The sequence below is a fragment of the Desulfoscipio gibsoniae DSM 7213 genome, assembly GCF_000233715.2.
Taxonomy (GTDB): Bacteria; Bacillota; Desulfotomaculia; order Desulfotomaculales; family Desulfallaceae; genus Sporotomaculum; species Sporotomaculum gibsoniae.
Genome location: NC_021184.1, coordinates 1302712 through 1319977, shown reverse-complemented (window position 1 = coordinate 1319977; position 17266 = coordinate 1302712). Strand labels below are relative to the sequence as shown.

Annotated in this window: 17 protein-coding genes and 1 tRNA gene; 4 read left to right on the top strand and 14 right to left on the bottom strand. The window is 43.8% G+C overall.

Translation table 11 applies throughout. The annotated features are described in order from the left end of the window. Positions 1-37: 37 nt before the first annotated feature. The 12 genes from DESGI_RS06095 to DESGI_RS06040 form a co-directional block, all read right to left on the bottom strand. Positions 38-607 carry a YueI family protein gene (locus DESGI_RS06095; RefSeq protein WP_041285259.1) on the bottom strand — a complete coding sequence of 190 codons (570 nt, stop codon included), beginning with the start codon at positions 605-607 and terminating at the stop codon, positions 38-40. Between the two features lie 155 nt (positions 608-762). Then, on the bottom strand, positions 763-1131 hold the full coding sequence (gene crcB, locus DESGI_RS06090) for a fluoride efflux transporter CrcB (RefSeq protein WP_006524298.1): 369 nt from the start codon (positions 1129-1131) through the stop codon (positions 763-765). Beyond that, a complete protein-coding gene (locus tag DESGI_RS06085) occupies positions 1124-1546 on the bottom strand; it encodes a fluoride efflux transporter FluC (protein WP_006524297.1) in 423 nt (140 codons plus the stop codon). The genes crcB and DESGI_RS06085 overlap by 8 nt, the downstream gene beginning before the upstream one ends. Positions 1547-1688: 142 nt before the next feature. Beyond that, entirely contained in the window at positions 1689-2117 is a 429-nt protein-coding gene (locus DESGI_RS06080; RefSeq protein WP_006524296.1) for a universal stress protein, read from the bottom strand. Between the two features lie 263 nt (positions 2118-2380). Then, on the bottom strand, positions 2381-3325 hold the full coding sequence (locus DESGI_RS06075; protein WP_006524295.1) for a sulfite exporter TauE/SafE family protein: 945 nt from the start codon (positions 3323-3325) through the stop codon (positions 2381-2383). 89 nt (positions 3326-3414) lie between these two features. Beyond that, complete coding sequence (locus DESGI_RS06070; RefSeq protein ID WP_006524294.1) at positions 3415-3807, bottom strand: hypothetical protein; 393 nt, start codon at positions 3805-3807, stop codon at positions 3415-3417. 363 nt (positions 3808-4170) lie between these two features. Next, entirely contained in the window at positions 4171-4833 is a 663-nt protein-coding gene (locus DESGI_RS06065; protein ID WP_006524293.1) for a Crp/Fnr family transcriptional regulator, read from the bottom strand. 209 nt (positions 4834-5042) lie between these two features. Further along, on the bottom strand, positions 5043-5684 hold the full coding sequence (locus tag DESGI_RS06060) for a Crp/Fnr family transcriptional regulator (RefSeq protein ID WP_041285256.1): 642 nt from the start codon (positions 5682-5684) through the stop codon (positions 5043-5045). A 162-nt stretch (positions 5685-5846) separates the two neighbouring features. Further along, complete coding sequence (cyoE, locus tag DESGI_RS06055) at positions 5847-6758, bottom strand: heme o synthase (RefSeq protein ID WP_006524291.1); 912 nt, start codon at positions 6756-6758, stop codon at positions 5847-5849. A gap of 424 nt (positions 6759-7182) precedes the next feature. Continuing rightward, a complete protein-coding gene (locus DESGI_RS06050) occupies positions 7183-7719 on the bottom strand; it encodes a gamma carbonic anhydrase family protein (RefSeq protein ID WP_006524290.1) in 537 nt (178 codons plus the stop codon). Positions 7720-7781: 62 nt separating this feature from the next. Continuing rightward, a complete protein-coding gene (locus tag DESGI_RS06045) occupies positions 7782-8729 on the bottom strand; it encodes an NAD(P)H-dependent flavin oxidoreductase (protein ID WP_006524289.1) in 948 nt (315 codons plus the stop codon). 434 nt (positions 8730-9163) lie between these two features. Beyond that, entirely contained in the window at positions 9164-9988 is an 825-nt protein-coding gene (locus tag DESGI_RS06040) for a basic amino acid ABC transporter substrate-binding protein (protein WP_006524288.1), read from the bottom strand. Positions 9989-10264: 276 nt separating this feature from the next. On the opposite strand from DESGI_RS06040, the gene DESGI_RS06035 reads away from it, so the two are divergent. The 4 genes from DESGI_RS06035 (at position 10265) to DESGI_RS06020 (ending at position 14393) form a co-directional block, all read left to right on the top strand. Further along, positions 10265-11104 (top strand): metallophosphoesterase, encoded by an 840-nt coding sequence (locus DESGI_RS06035; protein WP_006524287.1) that lies wholly within the window; start codon positions 10265-10267, stop codon positions 11102-11104. A 257-nt stretch (positions 11105-11361) separates the two neighbouring features. Continuing rightward, positions 11362-12012, top strand: coding sequence for a PAQR family membrane homeostasis protein TrhA (gene trhA, locus DESGI_RS06030; RefSeq protein ID WP_006524286.1), 651 nt, complete (start codon positions 11362-11364; stop codon positions 12010-12012). 412 nt (positions 12013-12424) lie between these two features. Further along, positions 12425-14188 (top strand): ribosomal protection-like ABC-F family protein, encoded by a 1764-nt coding sequence (abc-f, locus tag DESGI_RS06025; protein WP_006524285.1) that lies wholly within the window; start codon positions 12425-12427, stop codon positions 14186-14188. Between the two features lie 129 nt (positions 14189-14317). Beyond that, positions 14318-14393 (top strand) — tRNA-Met (locus DESGI_RS06020). 155 nt (positions 14394-14548) lie between these two features. Here the strand turns inward: DESGI_RS06020 and DESGI_RS06015 are convergent. Together DESGI_RS06015 and DESGI_RS06010 are read right to left on the bottom strand one after the other, a co-directional pair. Further along, positions 14549-15409: a DegV family protein gene (locus tag DESGI_RS06015; protein WP_006524284.1), complete on the bottom strand. Its 861-nt coding sequence runs from the start codon at positions 15407-15409 to the stop codon at positions 14549-14551. A 106-nt stretch (positions 15410-15515) separates the two neighbouring features. Then, positions 15516-17141, bottom strand: coding sequence for a DAK2 domain-containing protein (locus DESGI_RS06010; RefSeq protein ID WP_006524283.1), 1626 nt, complete (start codon positions 17139-17141; stop codon positions 15516-15518). Between the last annotated feature and the right edge of the window lie 125 nt (positions 17142-17266).

Here is a 17266-nt window from a genome sequence, read left to right as displayed (position 1 = left end):
AGCAAGAGAACCGTCCCCGTGCTTCCCCCACTTTTCCCTAGCAAGCTGCGCAATACTCGCCCCAAAAACGATCTGCCAGGGTAAGCTTGCGATAATTTATAACCTCTTCAGGGTCAGCCTCGGTGATCTTTTGATAACACTTTTCACACACCTTTTTTCCCGCAGCATCTGCTAAAGATGCCGGTACTCCCAGTTGGGCAAGCCTTGTTTTTCTGTCCGGCACCTCAATGACTGCAACATCTACGGCATTGTTACCAACTACCACCAGCCCGACGTTACCTACCAGTGCAGGGTCGTGAACGACCGTACAAGTTTTGCCCATTTTGACGGCCAGGCGTCTATATTTTTCCGACGAGGAATAATTGATATCACCGCTGATAATCACTTTAGCAGCCCGCTGGTCTTTTAAAGACTGCAAAATTTCCGGATAGACAGCCGTTTCCTCAACTTGCTCTTTGGTAAGCATCCGAATAACCCGCTCCCTGAACTCACCTAGATAATGTATCTTTTCATCATGCTTAATCTCCGGAGTGCCATGAATGCCCTCGGCCAGAACCCTATCCAATGCATTTTTATTGACCCATGATCCGCTTTCTTCCCTTTGCATATCGCTTACCACTTGACAAGCCTTCTTTCAATTAATACATTGTTTTCAACATGTACGAATGTTAATATTATTTGAGATAGTATTTTCGAAAAGGACGGCCTTTATGATAAAGATTGACATCCCCGGCAAAGAATCATTGAACCCTTATCCCCACATTAGAAACAATAAACAGAAGACCAGGCTAACAACAAACCAATCGCTATACTTGCTAACACATAACCAATACCTAGTCTTACCTTCCCCCGTCTGCCCAGCATAAAGCTTTCATACATAAAAGTAGAATAGGTTGTAAACGAGCCCATAAACCCCACGCCAATAGCCACCCGAGCGCTACCGTCCATAAGCTGATAGGCAAAATAGGGGTGGGCCACCAGTAAGCCCAAAGCAAAGCTGCCCAGCATATTCACTATAAAAGTAGCCAGGGGAAAATCTTTTTTCCAGATTTTGGATATTATTCTAACCACTAAATACCGCCCCACGGCGCCCAAAAATCCACCAACTCCTACTGCCGCCGCATCAATCATTTACCTTCCCCCCTACTGTTAGCCCGGCCCATTTTTTAAAAACACCGGTGGCTATAATATATTGGCCGGCAGCATAGCCGGTCCTTACAAACGTGTAGCCGCCCGCCAGGGTGGAGCCCATATAGATAAATGCCAATGGGGTGGAAGATTGGAAAAGCGCCACACCCTCTACACTGAGGGTGGAAAAAGTGGTCAATGAGCCAATAAAACCAGTAGAAACAGCCAACACCAAGTATGATTGGCCGCTATATTTTTGCAAAACCAGTGTTAAAAATAGAGCAAGCATAAAACAGCCCAACATATTGGCGACTAGCGTGCCCCAGGGTATTAGCCCCCGGTCATTCAACACCATACTAATACCGTAACGCGCCAGAGCACCCAAGAACCCACCCAGACCTACCATAAACAATCGCATTTTAATATCACCTTGCCACTAATACGGTTGGTTTCACCGTAATACAAATTCAAGCAAAGTTGCCTGATAACCAACAGTGAAATAACAGGAAAACCCCAGCAACGCTGCTTGATAGTGTGAAATGCCATTCTAAAACTTTAGTCTATTTAACTGTGATCACCGGACAGTGTGCCATCTGGATCACTTTGTAACTAACGCTGCCCAACAGCATGCCTTTGGTATTACTCAGCCCGCGAGTGCCTACAACAATAATATCAAAAGCATGATCTCTTGCGTAGTGAACAATATTCCGGGCCACATCACCCTGTAGCACGACCTCCTCCATAACCATACCTTCACGGCTGAATAACTCTCTGGTATCCTTCAGCAATCCCTGCACCCTGGTTTCCAATGCAGCACTATAATCAATATCGGAAACACCCAAGTAACGGGCCTCTTCCCGGGTGAAAGAAACAATAGTAATGATCGTGCACCGGGCTGTGGCTATACTCCTCAGCAAACCAATAGTAAATCGAGCCGCCCGTAGCGCGTTTTCCGACCCGTCAACTGCAAGCAGTACTTTATTAATCAATCGGATTCACCCCCATTGAAACGCAGTTTTGTAAAAACTTATTAAAAGTTTACTCCTATAAACAAGGTCTGTAAACCAGCTACACTGTATTTTCAAACTAAAGCAATCCGGTAGTGGAAGCATGGGGGGGAAGCACGGGGACGGTTCTCTTGCTTCCAATAAAAACACCCGGCCAAAATCCGCTGAAACGGTTTTGGGCCGGGTGCATTCTTCTGGTAGTTTAATTAGTGTTATAGCATTAATAAAAAACTTTTCAAATTAGATTAGATAATTTTAACACCAAAAGCTGCCAGGATGTAGCCTGTGCCGATGTAAGTAAGTATTACGGCCAGGAATATTTTAAGGTATTGTCCTTTGATGTACTTAGAGAGGACGGGGCCAAGGTAGGAACCGATAATTACACCGATAACCTCAAAACCCAGCATGGCAAAGTCAAGACTGCTGCCCATGCGGATGTAGTTGCCGATACTTGTTGCTGATGATACCAGAATGGAAAGAGTCGATGTACCGGCCACGATAAACATAGGAAAGCCTAGTATACTGCTCAGGTAAGGAACCAGCAGGAAGCCACCACCCACGCCCAGGGCAGCCGATATAATAGCTACGATAGCGCCGGCAATGAACGGCGACAGGGCATTGTACTTGAAGGTTTCGCCCGCAAAGGAGAAGGTGTTATTGGTGATACCCATTTCACTGAACTTGACGCCGATATCTTTAAGTTCATTCATTCTACCTTCGGCCTTAAGTTCCTTAACCTTATCTTCAAAAGCTTTATTGGCCTTTTTCACCGACTTTTGTTTTTCCTGGGCTGAAGGCATTAATTCCGTCCATATTTTTACTGCGATAAATAGGGTGATGATACCAAAGAAAGGCTTATAAGTTTTCATATCCGGCAAAAAAGTATGGGAAAGATAAGAACCAACGATAGCACCCACGATACCACCCAGACCCAAAGCAATGGCCGCCGGAACCACCAAACGGCGCTCTTTGAAATATAGTGGGGATGAGATTATAGGACTAATCAGCGTTAATACCTGGTTCATGGGCTTGACAGTATTGGCATCTTTAATACCGAAAATACTAATATGACCAACACCGGCCAGGATACCACCGGCGGCGCCCACTGTGGAGAAAACATAACCTACAAATAAAGACCATAAAATTAGCAATATGGGACTTACGGAAACACCTGCTACTGAAAACTCCATACCTTGAACCTCCCAATTTTTTTTGTTGACTGAAATCAGCGGCAGCTATCCATCGATTTGTTTATGTTTTTTGCATCATATCTGCGCTATTAAGCATTGGATAACTGCATTTTTTTGTTTCTAAATCTTTTGTAAAGCATATGAATCATAATTGCCACCACTGGGTATACCAACACAATGGAAATCTCGTTGCCCAGTCCGGGTAGATTAACAGGTAAATTAATGAACTTTATTTTCGAAGTAATCACAGCCAGTAAAAATAAATGAGGCACGATAAAACGCAATCCATCAAAGAATATATAAGTTAAATATTTCATAAACAATTCATTAGATTCGGATTGCAAATTTTTATAGATTTGTTGATTCTCTATCTCCAGGGCAAGCCTGGAGAGTTCTTGCAATTCCCGTATTCTATTGCGCAGTTCCTCTTGTTCGGCCCGTTTTGGGTGATACCATTTATCCAACAAATCTCTTAAAGTCACTTCATCACCTGCTTTCTACTTAAAATCCGGTTTAGCAACTTATTATTATTATTATTTGCAAACCACCTCCTTATACAATGATTTAGTTTGCAGTAAATGCTCACCGGGGCCAAGCCCCGGCAAGTTTACTTGTGACAAAAAAGTAACAATCAACTTTAATAATCTTTACAATAAGGTTAGCAAATAATTGGCGGGTTTTATGTCGGCGGCTTGACAACACTTAAGTCGTCTTAGCGACAAAAAAGGTGTCATGTACATGACACCTTTCAATCATAAAGATTCATCTTCTTTTGCCAAACCAATACCTACGCAGTCCTGTTAATACTTTAAGACCAGGCATAGTCAGTCTTAGCAACCCCAATATTAAGAAATATACCTCTCCAGCTGCTGCCAGTCAGTTATCTTGATTATCCCGTCATCGATTTCAAGGCAACGCTGCTCCCGCATAGCACTTAATATTGATGTCACCGTCTGCCTGGTGGCACCAATCATGGCGGCCAGGTCCTCGTGGGTAAACCGGGGCTCTATTCTAACACCATCTTCTACCTGCTGCCCGCAACCCTCGGCAATTTTTAATAATAATAGAGCAAGCCGGCTGGAGACATGGCGGGTAACCATTTCATGCACTCCTGATTCGGCATCCCGCATACGCAGGGCCAGTAATTTAGCTACTTTTAGAGCTATGGTAGTCTCAGACTCAAGTAATTCAATAAATGCTTCCCTGTAAACTGTAACCAATTTTACATCAGTAATCGCCCCCGCATTGCAGGTACGCTCAACACCGTGTAATGATTCCGCCAGTCCCATGAGCTCGCCCGGTCTGCGTATTGAGCCTACCGTAACATAGCGGCCATCACCGTTTATCCTGAAAATTTTCACCCAGCCGCTTTCAATTAAACAAACCCGGTCCGCCGGGTCACCCGTGCAAAAAATATTTTCTCCCCGAGCATACTGCCTGGTTAAGCCAACCTGCCGGATCATTTCCCTTTCATAATCTTTAAGCCTAACCACATTTCTAAATATCATTACCTTTTTCCTCCATGTTGGTAATAATAACAGCTTTAAGTTAAATTAAATAACTTTCGGGAGATTTTTTCAGTCTTTCAACAGACAATTGTATGTCAGGAAAAGTGCACGTATATAAATATTTAGTATTAACAATACTCAGTAGAACAAAATTCTCCGTCCTAACAAAGTATATTAAAAATTTAAAAGACCGGTTTTAAACCGGTCTCTCATACCACCCATTTAGCCAGTTTATCGGGATTAACAATGCTTATTGCTCTGCCCTCATAAACAATGCTTTTCTCTTGTTTGAATGTATTCAACAATGAAGTAACCGTCTGGCGTGATGTACCAACCATGTTGGCTATCTCCTCATGAGTCAGCTTTAGATTTATCTTAACACCATTTTTAGTATGCTCTCCCATGCGCTCGCCCATTTTAATAAGCATCAAAGCCAATCTACCGGGGGCCTGCCAGCAAACCATTTCGTGGATGATGGATTCAGCCTCGCGCATCCGTGCGCCCAGTAGTTTGGCAACCTTAACAGCCAGGAAGGAATGCTGAGCCATTAATTCCTCAAATTTAGCTTTGGTCATAACCACCATGGTCACATTATTGATAGCCCCGGCAAAACAGGTACGCTCCACGCCCAGTATAGTCTCAGCCAAACCCATCATTTCACCTGGACTACGGATACTGCCTACAGTAACTCTCCTGCCGTCGGTTGAAAGTCTGTAAATTTTAACCCAACCGCTTTCCAACAAGTATACACGGTCGGAGATATCGCCGGCGGCAAATACAACATGGCCTTTGGGATAATGCACTGTGGAACCGGCCTGTCTGATAAGCATTTTTTCAGCATCGTCAAGCATAGGATCAGCCCTTAATATAGTGCTGTTATTATAGGCTAAATCATTAAAATGGTTACCATTATAAGAATTCATGTCATCACCTCTTAGTAAAAAAAACCATTTAGTTAATATATTAATTAATCTATCAATATATATTCTATATTAATTTAAAAATTTCGCAAGTTAAAAGTGACGATCAACCATCATTGCCAAAAATATCAAGAATAAGTAAGGGCTTGATAATTTATATAAAAACCAGGCTCTTTTTTGCTTCGGAGCAAAAAAGAGATATATATTGCCAGCTGTAATGGCCAAACCACATACTATGGCCGTCACCAGGTAAAAGGTTCCCATATCACCCACATAGTACATGGCTATGGACAAAGCAAACATGGCCAATATGGTGAACAAAATATACAGTAGTGTGCGCCTGGTATCGCAGATTACCGGCAGCATCGGAACGCCTACCTTCCGGTAATCATCCTTATAAAATATAGCCAGGTTCCAAATGTGATTAGGAATCCATAGCACCACCAACAAACTAAGCAATACCGGCAGCAGCTCTAACTTACCGGACACCGCCATCCAGCCGAACATAGTCGGCAAACCACCGCTAAAGCCACCCAAGATAATATTCCATGCCGTCTTGCGCTTGAACAACAGGCTGTATATTCCCACATAACCCAGCATACCCATTAATATGCAAACAAAAGCAGCCAAATTCAAGCTATAGGCAATGCCTAGGGCCAACAGAAATTGCACCAACCCCCAAACCAAAGCTTTTACCGGAGGAGCAATTCTACCTGAGGGAATTGGTCGGCGCTTGGTCCTTTCCATGATAGCGTCAATGTCCCGATCCACATAACAGCTAACCGCGTTGACGCCGGAACAGGCCAGGGTAATAGCCACCAATGACTTAATGAGTACAGACATAGACACGGTATATTCAGCCGTTGCCAGAAACATGGCCACCAGAGCCGTAAAAACAAGCAAAAACACAGATCTTGGTTTGGTTACTTCTATATAATTTTTAGCGGTGTCCAGCCAGGTTCTCGACTGGGAACCTGTCCCCACCCCCGCCGGATTACTATACATAGGACACCTCCCGGTATGGCCATAAATTCGCCGCACTCGCTTACCTCAGCCCGGGGCTTTGTAATTTAAATTTATAGACTTATTATTTAATCAATTAAGTTAAGTGATTTGTCTAAGTTAAGTGATATGTCACTATTACCACGAATCATTAATAAACAAATTAATACCCTAAAGCACAAGCACTAAAAACCATGTCTATGTCTATTTGCGTTGAATAATTTGCTGCTCATCTAATATTATTATATCTAAGACAAAAGTCCGAGATATATTATATCACATATTCATATATTTTATTAAAACAATTTATCCCACAATAGCTGAGTACTTAACAGACAGGTTTGCTCACTGGTCAAGGCGGCTGCATGCCTGCACCAGACGTATTTGTCTGGCACCTGACTCGTTCACTAAGATTAACAAGCATTTTCTAAAAATCCGGGTTCCCTATTTCCCCCAGAAAGAATCTGGTCCGGGCACGATAATGCTTTGCCATTTTGCTGAAATTCTCAACATCCTCCGGAGTCAATTGCCGCACCACCCTGGCCGGAGATCCCATAACCAATGATCGCGGAGGAATCTGTTTGCCGCCCGGCACCAGCGACCCCGCGCCCACAACACTGTGCGCACCAATTTTGGCACCGGACAGCACCACAGCTCCCATGCCTACTACGGCACCGTCTCCAATTTGACACCCGTGCAAAGTGGCGTTATGACCTACCGTTACATTATCACCAACAATAAGCGGATATCCCCTGTCCTCGTGCAACACCGCCCCGTCTTGAATGTTGGTGCCGCTGCCGATTTGCACTTCATCTACGTCGCCCCTTATCACCACATTATACCAAACACTGGAGTAATCTCCGATGACTACCCTTCCAATAATGCGGGCTCCGGGGGCTACAAACACTGTCTTATTTAATGCCGGTTTTTTACCTGCATAAACAATAATATTTTGGTCCGCCATTAAATACCCTCCAAGTTAATTATAAAACATAAAAGTTGACGGGTTTACCGCTTAGACCAAATCTACTCCACCGAAGCCACTTCATCCAGAATACGTCTGAATATTTCCTTTACCGGCAGTATATCTTTGATTTTAGCTACATTCTGACCGCAAAAAACCAGACCTTTGTCCACCTGCCCGGTACGGGAGTTCTCCAGAGCATCCATGATACAGTATTTGCCGGAGCATACTTTAAGACAATTACTGCACTTTTCCGGCTTTGGCTGGCTACCCTGCATCAGCTGCTCCACGAACTGATTGCGCAGCGCCCGCCCGGGCATACCTACGGGGCTTTCCACTAATATCACATCCTCAGACCTAGCCCGGAGATACATCTCTTTAAAAGCTTCGGATACGGTACATTCTTTACTTAATACAAACCTGGTAGCCATTTGTACACCATCAGCACCCAGCTTGAGCATGCGAGCCACACCAAAGCCATCTACAATACCGCCCGCGGCAATCACCGGAATCTTTACCCGCTTTCTGATTTCAGGCAATATTTCACATATGGATCGCTGGGTACCCAGATGCCCCCCTGCTTCTGTACCTTCGGCCACCACCGCGGCGGCGCCATGTCTCTCAGCAATGGCGGCCAGCTTACCCGAAGATACGATAGAGACTATCGGTACCCCGGCCTCCCGCCCCCAGCCAAAAATATCACGGGAAAAACCAGCTCCGGAAAACACCACATCAATTTTTTCCTCCAAAGCAGTGCGCACCAAGGTGGCAAAATGACGCGAGGCAAACATGATGTTGACACCAATGATGCCGGAAGAACGCTGGCGGGCCTGTCTTATTTCCATCCGTAGCTCATCGGGGTCCATACCGGTTGCCCCAATAATGCCAATGCCCCCGGCGTTGGCCACGGCGGCAGCCAGCGGGGCAGTGGACACCCGTACCGCCATCCCCCCCTGGATAATTGGAAATTGGGGTATTAAATGGCCAATTTTAATCTTTGGTAATTGCAAAGTCTACTTCTCCCTTCTTTTACCTTGGCTTAAAATGGTATAGTATTATGGATATTAAACAAGCTACTTAGTAGTCCGGCCAGACAATGTATAATAGTATTTAACACTACCTGCCACCAGGCTAAAACAAACACATAACTACGCCATTATAAATTACTTTTATAATATATTTTATCGTAATCCATTATAATATAATCTGCAATATAAGCTATATTAAATATTTTTTTACATATTTTGCCTAAAAGGCTTTATCAACAGCATGTATCGATATGTATAGTATAAATTCTGAGCTAAACCCAGGCATAATCACATCATATTCATATGACAATTAGTTAAATTCCAATTTAAATGCATACGTTTATATGCGTAATGTCCGAAACATTACGCATATTTTTTGATATTTACTTGCTTTTTATTTATTTGTAAGAAAAAGATTATACTCTGGGCTCGCCAGGCAGGTACTCCGGTGGCTCAACTCCAAACCATTTTAAATATAGCTCAGCATACTTGCCATTTTCTTTCAGGAGTCCCAACCCCTTATCCACAGTTTTGAGCACCTCCGGTTTTTGCTTGTGTACTGCAATACCGTAATGTTCGCAGGTTAACATATCACCTACTATTTTCAGCGCATCATTACCTTGCTTAATATAATAAGCCACCACTGGAAAGTCGCAAATTACGGCATCAATACTACCGGTCTCAAGATCCATAAACCCGCCCTGAATAGTATCATAGGAAATTATTTCAGCATTGGGCACCTTGTTGGCTTCAATTTCACCGGTGGTACCAGCTTGCACGCCAATTTTATGGCCCTCCAAATCATCCAAGCACTTGATGGTTTCGTTTTTAGCCTGCACGGCTACACTCTGGCCGGATAAGAAATAAGGAATAGAAAAATTAAACTTTTCTTGAAGATCCTCAGTAATGCTCATAGCCGAAATGGCACCGTCAATGCTACCCTTTTCCAGCGCTGCAAACAGGTCTTTAAAATCATATTTTACGACCTCAATATTAGCACCGGCCACTTCGTTAATAGCATCAATTATTTCTATATCAAAGCCTACCATATTACCATCAACGTCAGAAAATTCAAAGGGGGCGAAAGAGGTATCAGAGCCAAAGATCAGCTTATTTTCAATGAACGCCTCTGGTGCTCCCCCGCCGGTTATTTCCTTGATTTCCTCGTCTCCACAGCCGGCCATCAGCATTACAATAGCCAGTACAGATAGCAACAAACCGGCTACCAATACTTTTTTCAAAATTTAACCTCCTTGATATTACCCAAACAACTGAAATCATTGTAAAATTTTCTTAGGTCTCAAAAAGTTCTACTATAGTTATACCTTAACTTTTATTATGATCATGTCATAGGATTATATTCTAAAGGTTTTTTGGGGTGTTTACCTGAAAAATAGAAGCAAATGTGAAGACAAAAAAATTAATACAGAAAAAAGTATCCGGAATAATTCTCCTATATTGGAACTTTTTTCAGTTATCATCATATTTTAAGTAAAAAATAAAAAGGAGATATAATTTTGTCTATTCAAGAGGTATTACAATGGATGCTAAAACTGGCTGTAATCGGACTGTTATTAATCGGTTTGCTTGTTGTGGACATCTATTTTGAAGTAAATTACCCTAAAGTTAACAGGGTAACTGTAAATTCCGAAAAAATACCACCCGGGGCCAAAATCAATATCTTGCAAATATCGGATTTTCATAACTGGCAGCCCAATGACCACCATCAAAACTTGCTTCGGGAAATCAGGCAGCTGAACCCGGACCTAATTGTTATTACAGGGGATTTTATCGACAGGAAAACTGATAACCTCAATAATGTGTATTCCCTGGTTGAAGAACTGGTGCAAATAAACCCATACACATTTTTTGTATGCGGCAATCATGAATGGGCTAATAAGAATAAGAAATCATTTTTAAGCGGCCTGTCCAATCGTGGGGTGCGAGTTATAAATAATGAACATGCGGTCTGGTTCAATAATCAACTAACCATTAACATTTGTGGCGTGGATGATCCCAGCAAGGGACGTGCGGACCTTGATAAAGCAATAAATGGTATCAACACAGAACTGTTTACTTTATTGCTGGCTCATGCACCGGCAATCATTGAAAAAGAAGCCATCACCCGTGCTGACCTTGTGTTATGCGGCCACACTCACGGCGGCCAAATACGTTTGCCCTTTGTGGGTGCTATTATCGCGCCGGGTCAGGGGCTTTTCCCCACCTACGACAAGGGGATTTATAACATTGACCGGAATACCACCCTGTATATTGACAGTGGCCTAGGGACAGGTGTGTTGCCGATCAGGTTTCTAAACCGCAGCCAAATTAGTTTTATAACCGTGACGGGCAAATAAACTTTCCCCATTCCATCGCTTATGGCAAGGGGAGACAATAAAATTCCATATACTAGTTGCCAATTAAGAACAAAAAAATCCACGGAATAATCAACGTTAAAAGCTAATTTTTGTTATAATAAGTTTAGGTAGTTATGTATCCAAGCAGGCTTTTAAGGAAGATATAGTATATCAGTAGAACAACAAACATTTTTATAAAATTAAACAGGTAGGAAAAAATATTTTCAGTATAAACATTCGGGGGTGAGATATCAAAAATGAGTAAATTAAGAGATCCTTTCAGTGGACTGTCCCATTTAGTCGGTGCTATTTTATCAATTATTGCATTGATTGCATTGGTTTATAATGCCGTGATGCATGGTACTGTATCGCATATTGTCGCTTTTTCCATATTCGGTGCCAGCCTGGTACTTCTTTATACGGCCAGCGCCCTTTACCACCTGCTCCCTTTATCTGAGAAGGGCGTGCTTATTATGCGACGCATAGACCACATGATGATTTTTGTTTTAATTGCCGGCACTTATACACCGGTTTGTCTGATACCCCTGCGAGGGGTCTGGGGATACACTTTTTTAGTAGGCGTGTGGCTGATAGCCATTGCAGGCATATTAATAAAAATCTTCTGGATGAACGCCCCCCGGTGGTTCTCAACTCTGTTGTATGTTTTTATGGGCTGGCTTATTGTCATTCCCTTCTGGCCGTTAATTCAAACAGTATCCCCGGGCGGCATATTATGGCTGGCGCTGGGCGGCTTGTTTTACACAATTGGAGCGATATTATACGGCACCAAGTGGCCGCCAAACATCATACCGGGCTGGCTAGGCTTTCACGAGATTTTTCACGTGCTTACTATGGCGGGTAGCTTCAGTCATTTCTGGTTGATGTCCAGGTACATTATGTATATATAAATGTTAAATCTACAAAAATACAGGCATAACCATACACCTTTACGTTGCGTCAATGTCAATATATTTATAAACTTGAGATTAGCTGAATTTTATGTTAGCATAGGGATGGTAGCATGAAGTTTGATTATATGCGTGAGGTGTGAAATGAGGAAAGTGTTTTTTAACTAGCCAAATTTAATATTTTCTTAAAAAGGCATAAGCACCAAGGGGTAAGTGTGCCTTCTTTAAGGGATGATAGTTAAAAAACACTAACAGGAAAACATCATTAAAATTTGAGACCATGGGATTTTTCATGGCCTTAAATATCTACCCTTTACTGCAGTGTAAAGCCTGGGTGTGCTTACTGCAGTTTTGTTTTTTTACACTATCATCTCTTGCGGTTTGAAAATAGCACAAGGAGATGATGACTTTCATGCATTTGCGTTTTTTCGATCTTGGCAAAAGTTATAACGGAAAAACCGTTTTTAATAATATTCGCGGTGAGATAAACGGTGCGGATAAAATAGGATTAGTTGGATTTAATGGAATCGGTAAAACAACCCTGGTCAGGCTGCTTACGGGCCGAGAAGCGTATGACACCGGTAAAATTGAATACTCACCAAACCAGCTTAAAATTTTATATATTGAACAAAACCCTTTATTTGACCCGCAGAAATCCGTTTATGAGACGATTTTTAATGCGGCCTTAAATAGTAACAACAAAGCAAAGGATATCCAAACTATAGCCAAAAAATCACTCAACATAATTGGTTTAAGTGAAGAAAAATGGCCACAAAAAGTGATAACTTTAAGCGGCGGGGAAAAAACTAAACTGGAGCTGGGCAGGATTTTAGTCAGTGATTTTGATTTACTTATCCTTGATGAACCCACCAATCACCTGGATATACAAAGCTGTGAATGGCTGGAGAAATTTGTCCGCAAACTGGGCAAACCCATGTTAGCAATATCCCATGACCGTTATTTCCTCGATCATGTTGCAAATAAAATTTGGGAGCTAACCGCCCGGGGATTAAATATTTATGAAGGCAATTACTCCGTCTATAGAGATCAAAAGGAAATTGAGCTGAAGAGTATTACCAGAGAGTACGATAAGCAGCAGACCAGGATCCAGCAACTAAAACAGGTAATCCACGAAAGGGAAAACTGGTATAAAAGGGCCCATAAGGCAGCGGGTCAAAACGATTTTTACAGAGCCAAGGCTAAAAAACATGCCCATGTCCTGAAGGCCAAGGAAAAGGAACTGGCAAGGGTGGAAAAGGTCAAGATAGACAAACCTGATCAACCGGTGTCGCCCGCCTTTGAGGTGATCAATAAAAGCATCACGGGCAAGAAGTATCCTCCCATCATTGTGCAAGGGGAAAAATTGGATAAGAGTTTTGCCGATAAAGTGATCTTTGAGGGTGTTTCTTTCAGCATAAAACGTGGCGACAAAATTGCGTTGCTCGGAGCAAACGGGGTGGGCAAGACAACCTTTCTTAAGACAATATGCGGCCTGGATAAAGATTACCATGGAACAGTCGCTATTAATCCCTCGGTTAAAATAGGTTATTTTGCCCAGGAGCTTAATAATCTACAAAGTGACGCCAGCATTATCGATAATGTTTTGGATGAAGGAGCTACAGCTGTAGAAGCCAGGCTACTCCTTGCTTGTCTACTTTTTAGAGGAGATGATGTTTTTAAAAAGGTAGACAACCTGAGCATGGGTGAAAGGGGCAGGGTGGCCTTTGCCAAACTTATTCTATCAGGTGCCGATTTACTAATATTAGATGAGCCTATAAATTATATGGATATCGCATCCAAAGAGAAAATTGAGGAAGTGCTTATTGAGTTTAATGGAATTATTCTTTTTGTATGCCACGACAGATATTTTATTCAAAGATTGGCCAACCGGGTTTTTATAATAGCCAACCAGAAATTAAACTGTTACGAAGGTGGTTACGATTACTATTTATCCAAATACAGGGAACAACTGGTAAAAGATCAAATTGGGGCCATATACGAGGATTTATCCGACAGCATCAGACGACTAGAATGTGAACTAGCTTTTTTAGGTGCCAAACTGAATGAAAAAATTGACGAAAAGGATAAAGAACTATTAAATGAAAGATTTCTAGCTACCGCAAAGGAACTAAATGCAAAAAAAGAACGTCTCAAATACTCGCCGCGGGGCCGGTAAAAAGAGGCTCAGGGGTGGTTCTGCCGCTTCCAGGGGGAAGCACGGGGATGGTTCTCTTGCTTCCCTCCGGGTTTCCCATTAATTGTTGGTTTGACAAATAAAATATTTATGTTATACTAAACAAGTTGTCGCGGGATGGAGCAGTCGGCAGCTCGTCGGGCTCATAACCCGAAGGTCGAAGGTTCAAGTCCTTCTCCCGCAACCAGATTAGTAGAGCCCATCTTGTATAGCAAGAAGGGCTCTACTATTTTTTTACTTATCCGGCTTTTACCGAGCCGTGTTAAAAAGAAATACCCAAACCCATGATCTCCCTGCCATCATTCAACTTTCAACTTTTAACCCGGCACCGGCTAAACGGCCCTAAACCTGCGTATACTTTTGTGGGCAAACCACTATACCCAGAATACCCGGCCCAACGTGGGTGCTCACCACCGAGCCCATCTGGCTATGCATCATTTCCACGCAATTGAGCTTGTCCCGTACTAAATTTTGCAAATATTGTAATCCCTCAGGATCGTTGCCGTGGGTCATAAAGCAAAACAAAGGCCCGGCATCCCTGTACTGTTCAGCAAGCAACTGCACCAGCCGGTTGATGGCTTTTTTACGGCCCCGTACCTTTTCATAGGGACTTATTACCCCCTCAAGTATGGTGCACAGTGGCTTAACGTTCAGTATAGTACCCAGGAAAGCTTGGGCCTTGCCGATGCGCCCGCCGCGCTGCAGATATTCAAGTGTGTCCACCATAAAATATATCCGGTGATCGGATATAATATTCTGCAACAAGGCCACTACCTCCGCCCGGGAGCACCCGGCTTCGGCGGCCCGTGCCGCCGCCAGCACCAGCATACCCAACACCACGCTAACAGAGCGAGAATCAATTATTTCCAGATTATCATAGCCTAACATGGTTTTGGCCAACTGAGCGGACTGCAGTGTGCCGCTCATATGTGCAGAAATATGGATAGATATAATGTCCGCACCTTCGTCAATTAACGGGTGATAATATTCTACAAATTCGGTGGGCGAAGGCTGGGAGGTAGTAGGTAATTCTTTGCTGGTCACCAAACGGCTAAAAAATTCAGCGGCTGACAGATCCACCCCGTCGATGAAGCACTCCGCACCAAAAAATACCTTCAGCGGCACTACGGTAATACCATATTTCTCAACCAGCTCTTTCGGCAAATCAGCAGTACTGTCAGTTACTATGCGGACTTTAGCCATAGTAATTACACCTTCCTTACCACAATTCGCGGAATACCATCATTTCCGGCCACTCCTTGAAAGAATGCATTTTTAATACGCTGTATAAATTTTTGTGACTGGGTTACTATTCCACAGAGATAATAAATTGGTATAACGGCTGGCCGCCGTAATGCAACTCAAAATCAAGCTCATCAAATTCCTCTTGCATCTTTCTGGTTACTTCCCGGGCTTCAGCTCCGGTCATATCAGCACCGTAATAAAAGGTAACCAGCCCTGTATCCTCATCGGCCATAACCTGCAGCAGATCCAACATCAAAGCATTCAGGTGACGGCCCACGGCAACCAGCCGGTCATCTGCCATACCGATAAAATCACCTTTAGTGATATTTTTACCGTCAATAACGGCATCCCGCACTGCCATAGTCACTTCGCCCGTCTTGACTTCGCCTAAAGAGTCCTCCATTTTAGCTGCGTTTTCCATTGCAGCTGCGTAGGGATTATAAGCCAGCAGCGCCGCAAAGCCCTGGGGGATGCTTACCGAAGGCACTACATGCACTTCTTTATCAGCCATAGCTGCGGCCTGCCGGGCGGACAGCAATATATTTTTATTATTAGGCAACAGTATTACTGCCGGGGCGTTGACACTATTCACCGCATCTAATAGCTGTTCCGCCGAAGGGTTCATGGTTTGCCCCCCTTCAATAACTGTATCCACCCCCATGCTTTGCAGTATAGTGGCAATACCTTCACCCACCCCAACCGCCACCACACCCAACGGTTTACTCTCGCCACCGGTAGTACTGCGGCGTAATTCCTGGCTCTGCTCCTCCATGTTGCCAATTTGTACGGACTGCAGAGCACCGTACTTTAAGCCGCATTCCAACACCAGTCCCGGGTGGTTGGAATGAATGTGTACTTTAGCTGCCCGGTCGTCTCCCACAACCAGGAGGCAATCACCGTAAGGGGATAGCTCCTGCCGCAGCGAATCCAGCGGTATATTGCGGCCCGTGAGAATAAATTCGGTACAGTAGGCAAACTCGATATCAGAAGTAAAATCCCTATCTCGGCCACCGATAAATTCCTTTTGCTGGCTGGCCGCCAGATCGAATAATTCAATGTCACGCCGGGCCGCTGCATCTTTAAGGGCCTTGATAATACCTTCAAGCAGTACCACCAGACCCTTGCCACCGGCGTCCACAACCCCGGCATCCCGCAGCACCGGCAGCTGCTCGGGTGTACGAGCCAAAGCTAAAGTGGCGGCCCGATAGCCCAGCACCAGCACCCGTACCGGATCTTTACTCCGGGCAGCGGCCTTTTCCAAACCCGCCGCTGTTTCACGGCATACCGTCAGTATCGTCCCCTCCACAGGGTTACCTACAGCCCGGTAGGCTGCCTCCGCACCCCTTACGAAGGCCCGGGCAATGTCGGCGGCACCTGCATGGCTGTATCCCTCCAGCGCCCGGGCAAAGCCGCTGAAAATCTGCGACAAAATCACCCCGGAATTACCCCGGGCCCCCATCAGACAGCCCCGGGCCACCGCAGCAGCCACATCACTGATTTTACCGCTTTCCACCTGCCGGGCTTGCTTAACTCCGGCCAGCATGGTGAGGTACATATTGGTGCCGGTATCACCATCTGGCACGGGAAACACGTTCAATGCATCAATTTCAGACTTATTCAAAGCCAGTAGGTTAGCAGCGCCCACCAGCATATATTTTAGCTGTTCTCCGTCAAAAGAGTATATGTACAAGAAAAAGCCCCCTTGTCATTACAATAAACCAAGATGTACAATACCTGCAAATATTATTCTTTATTTTTTATGGTAAAACCTTTTTGTTATTTCAGTCAAGCGATAACTTGATACTGCATTATATG

Coding starts and splice junctions, on each gene's coding strand:
- DESGI_RS06015 (WP_006524284.1), bottom strand. CDS start 15,409: ATGGCTAAAGTCCGCATAGTAACTGACAGTACTGCTGATTTGCCGAAA.
- abc-f (WP_006524285.1), top strand. CDS start 12,425: ATGCATTTGCGTTTTTTCGATCTTGGCAAAAGTTATAACGGAAAAACC.
- DESGI_RS06095 (WP_041285259.1), bottom strand. CDS start 607: ATGCAAAGGGAAGAAAGCGGATCATGGGTCAATAAAAATGCATTGGAT.
- DESGI_RS06060 (WP_041285256.1), bottom strand. CDS start 5,684: ATGCTTGACGATGCTGAAAAAATGCTTATCAGACAGGCCGGTTCCACA.
- DESGI_RS06085 (WP_006524297.1), bottom strand. CDS start 1,546: ATGCGATTGTTTATGGTAGGTCTGGGTGGGTTCTTGGGTGCTCTGGCG.
- trhA (WP_006524286.1), top strand. CDS start 11,362: ATGAGTAAATTAAGAGATCCTTTCAGTGGACTGTCCCATTTAGTCGGT.
- DESGI_RS06065 (WP_006524293.1), bottom strand. CDS start 4,833: ATGATATTTAGAAATGTGGTTAGGCTTAAAGATTATGAAAGGGAAATG.
- crcB (WP_006524298.1), bottom strand. CDS start 1,131: ATGATTGATGCGGCGGCAGTAGGAGTTGGTGGATTTTTGGGCGCCGTG.
- DESGI_RS06075 (WP_006524295.1), bottom strand. CDS start 3,325: ATGGAGTTTTCAGTAGCAGGTGTTTCCGTAAGTCCCATATTGCTAATT.
- cyoE (WP_006524291.1), bottom strand. CDS start 6,758: ATGTATAGTAATCCGGCGGGGGTGGGGACAGGTTCCCAGTCGAGAACC.
- DESGI_RS06050 (WP_006524290.1), bottom strand. CDS start 7,719: ATGGCGGACCAAAATATTATTGTTTATGCAGGTAAAAAACCGGCATTA.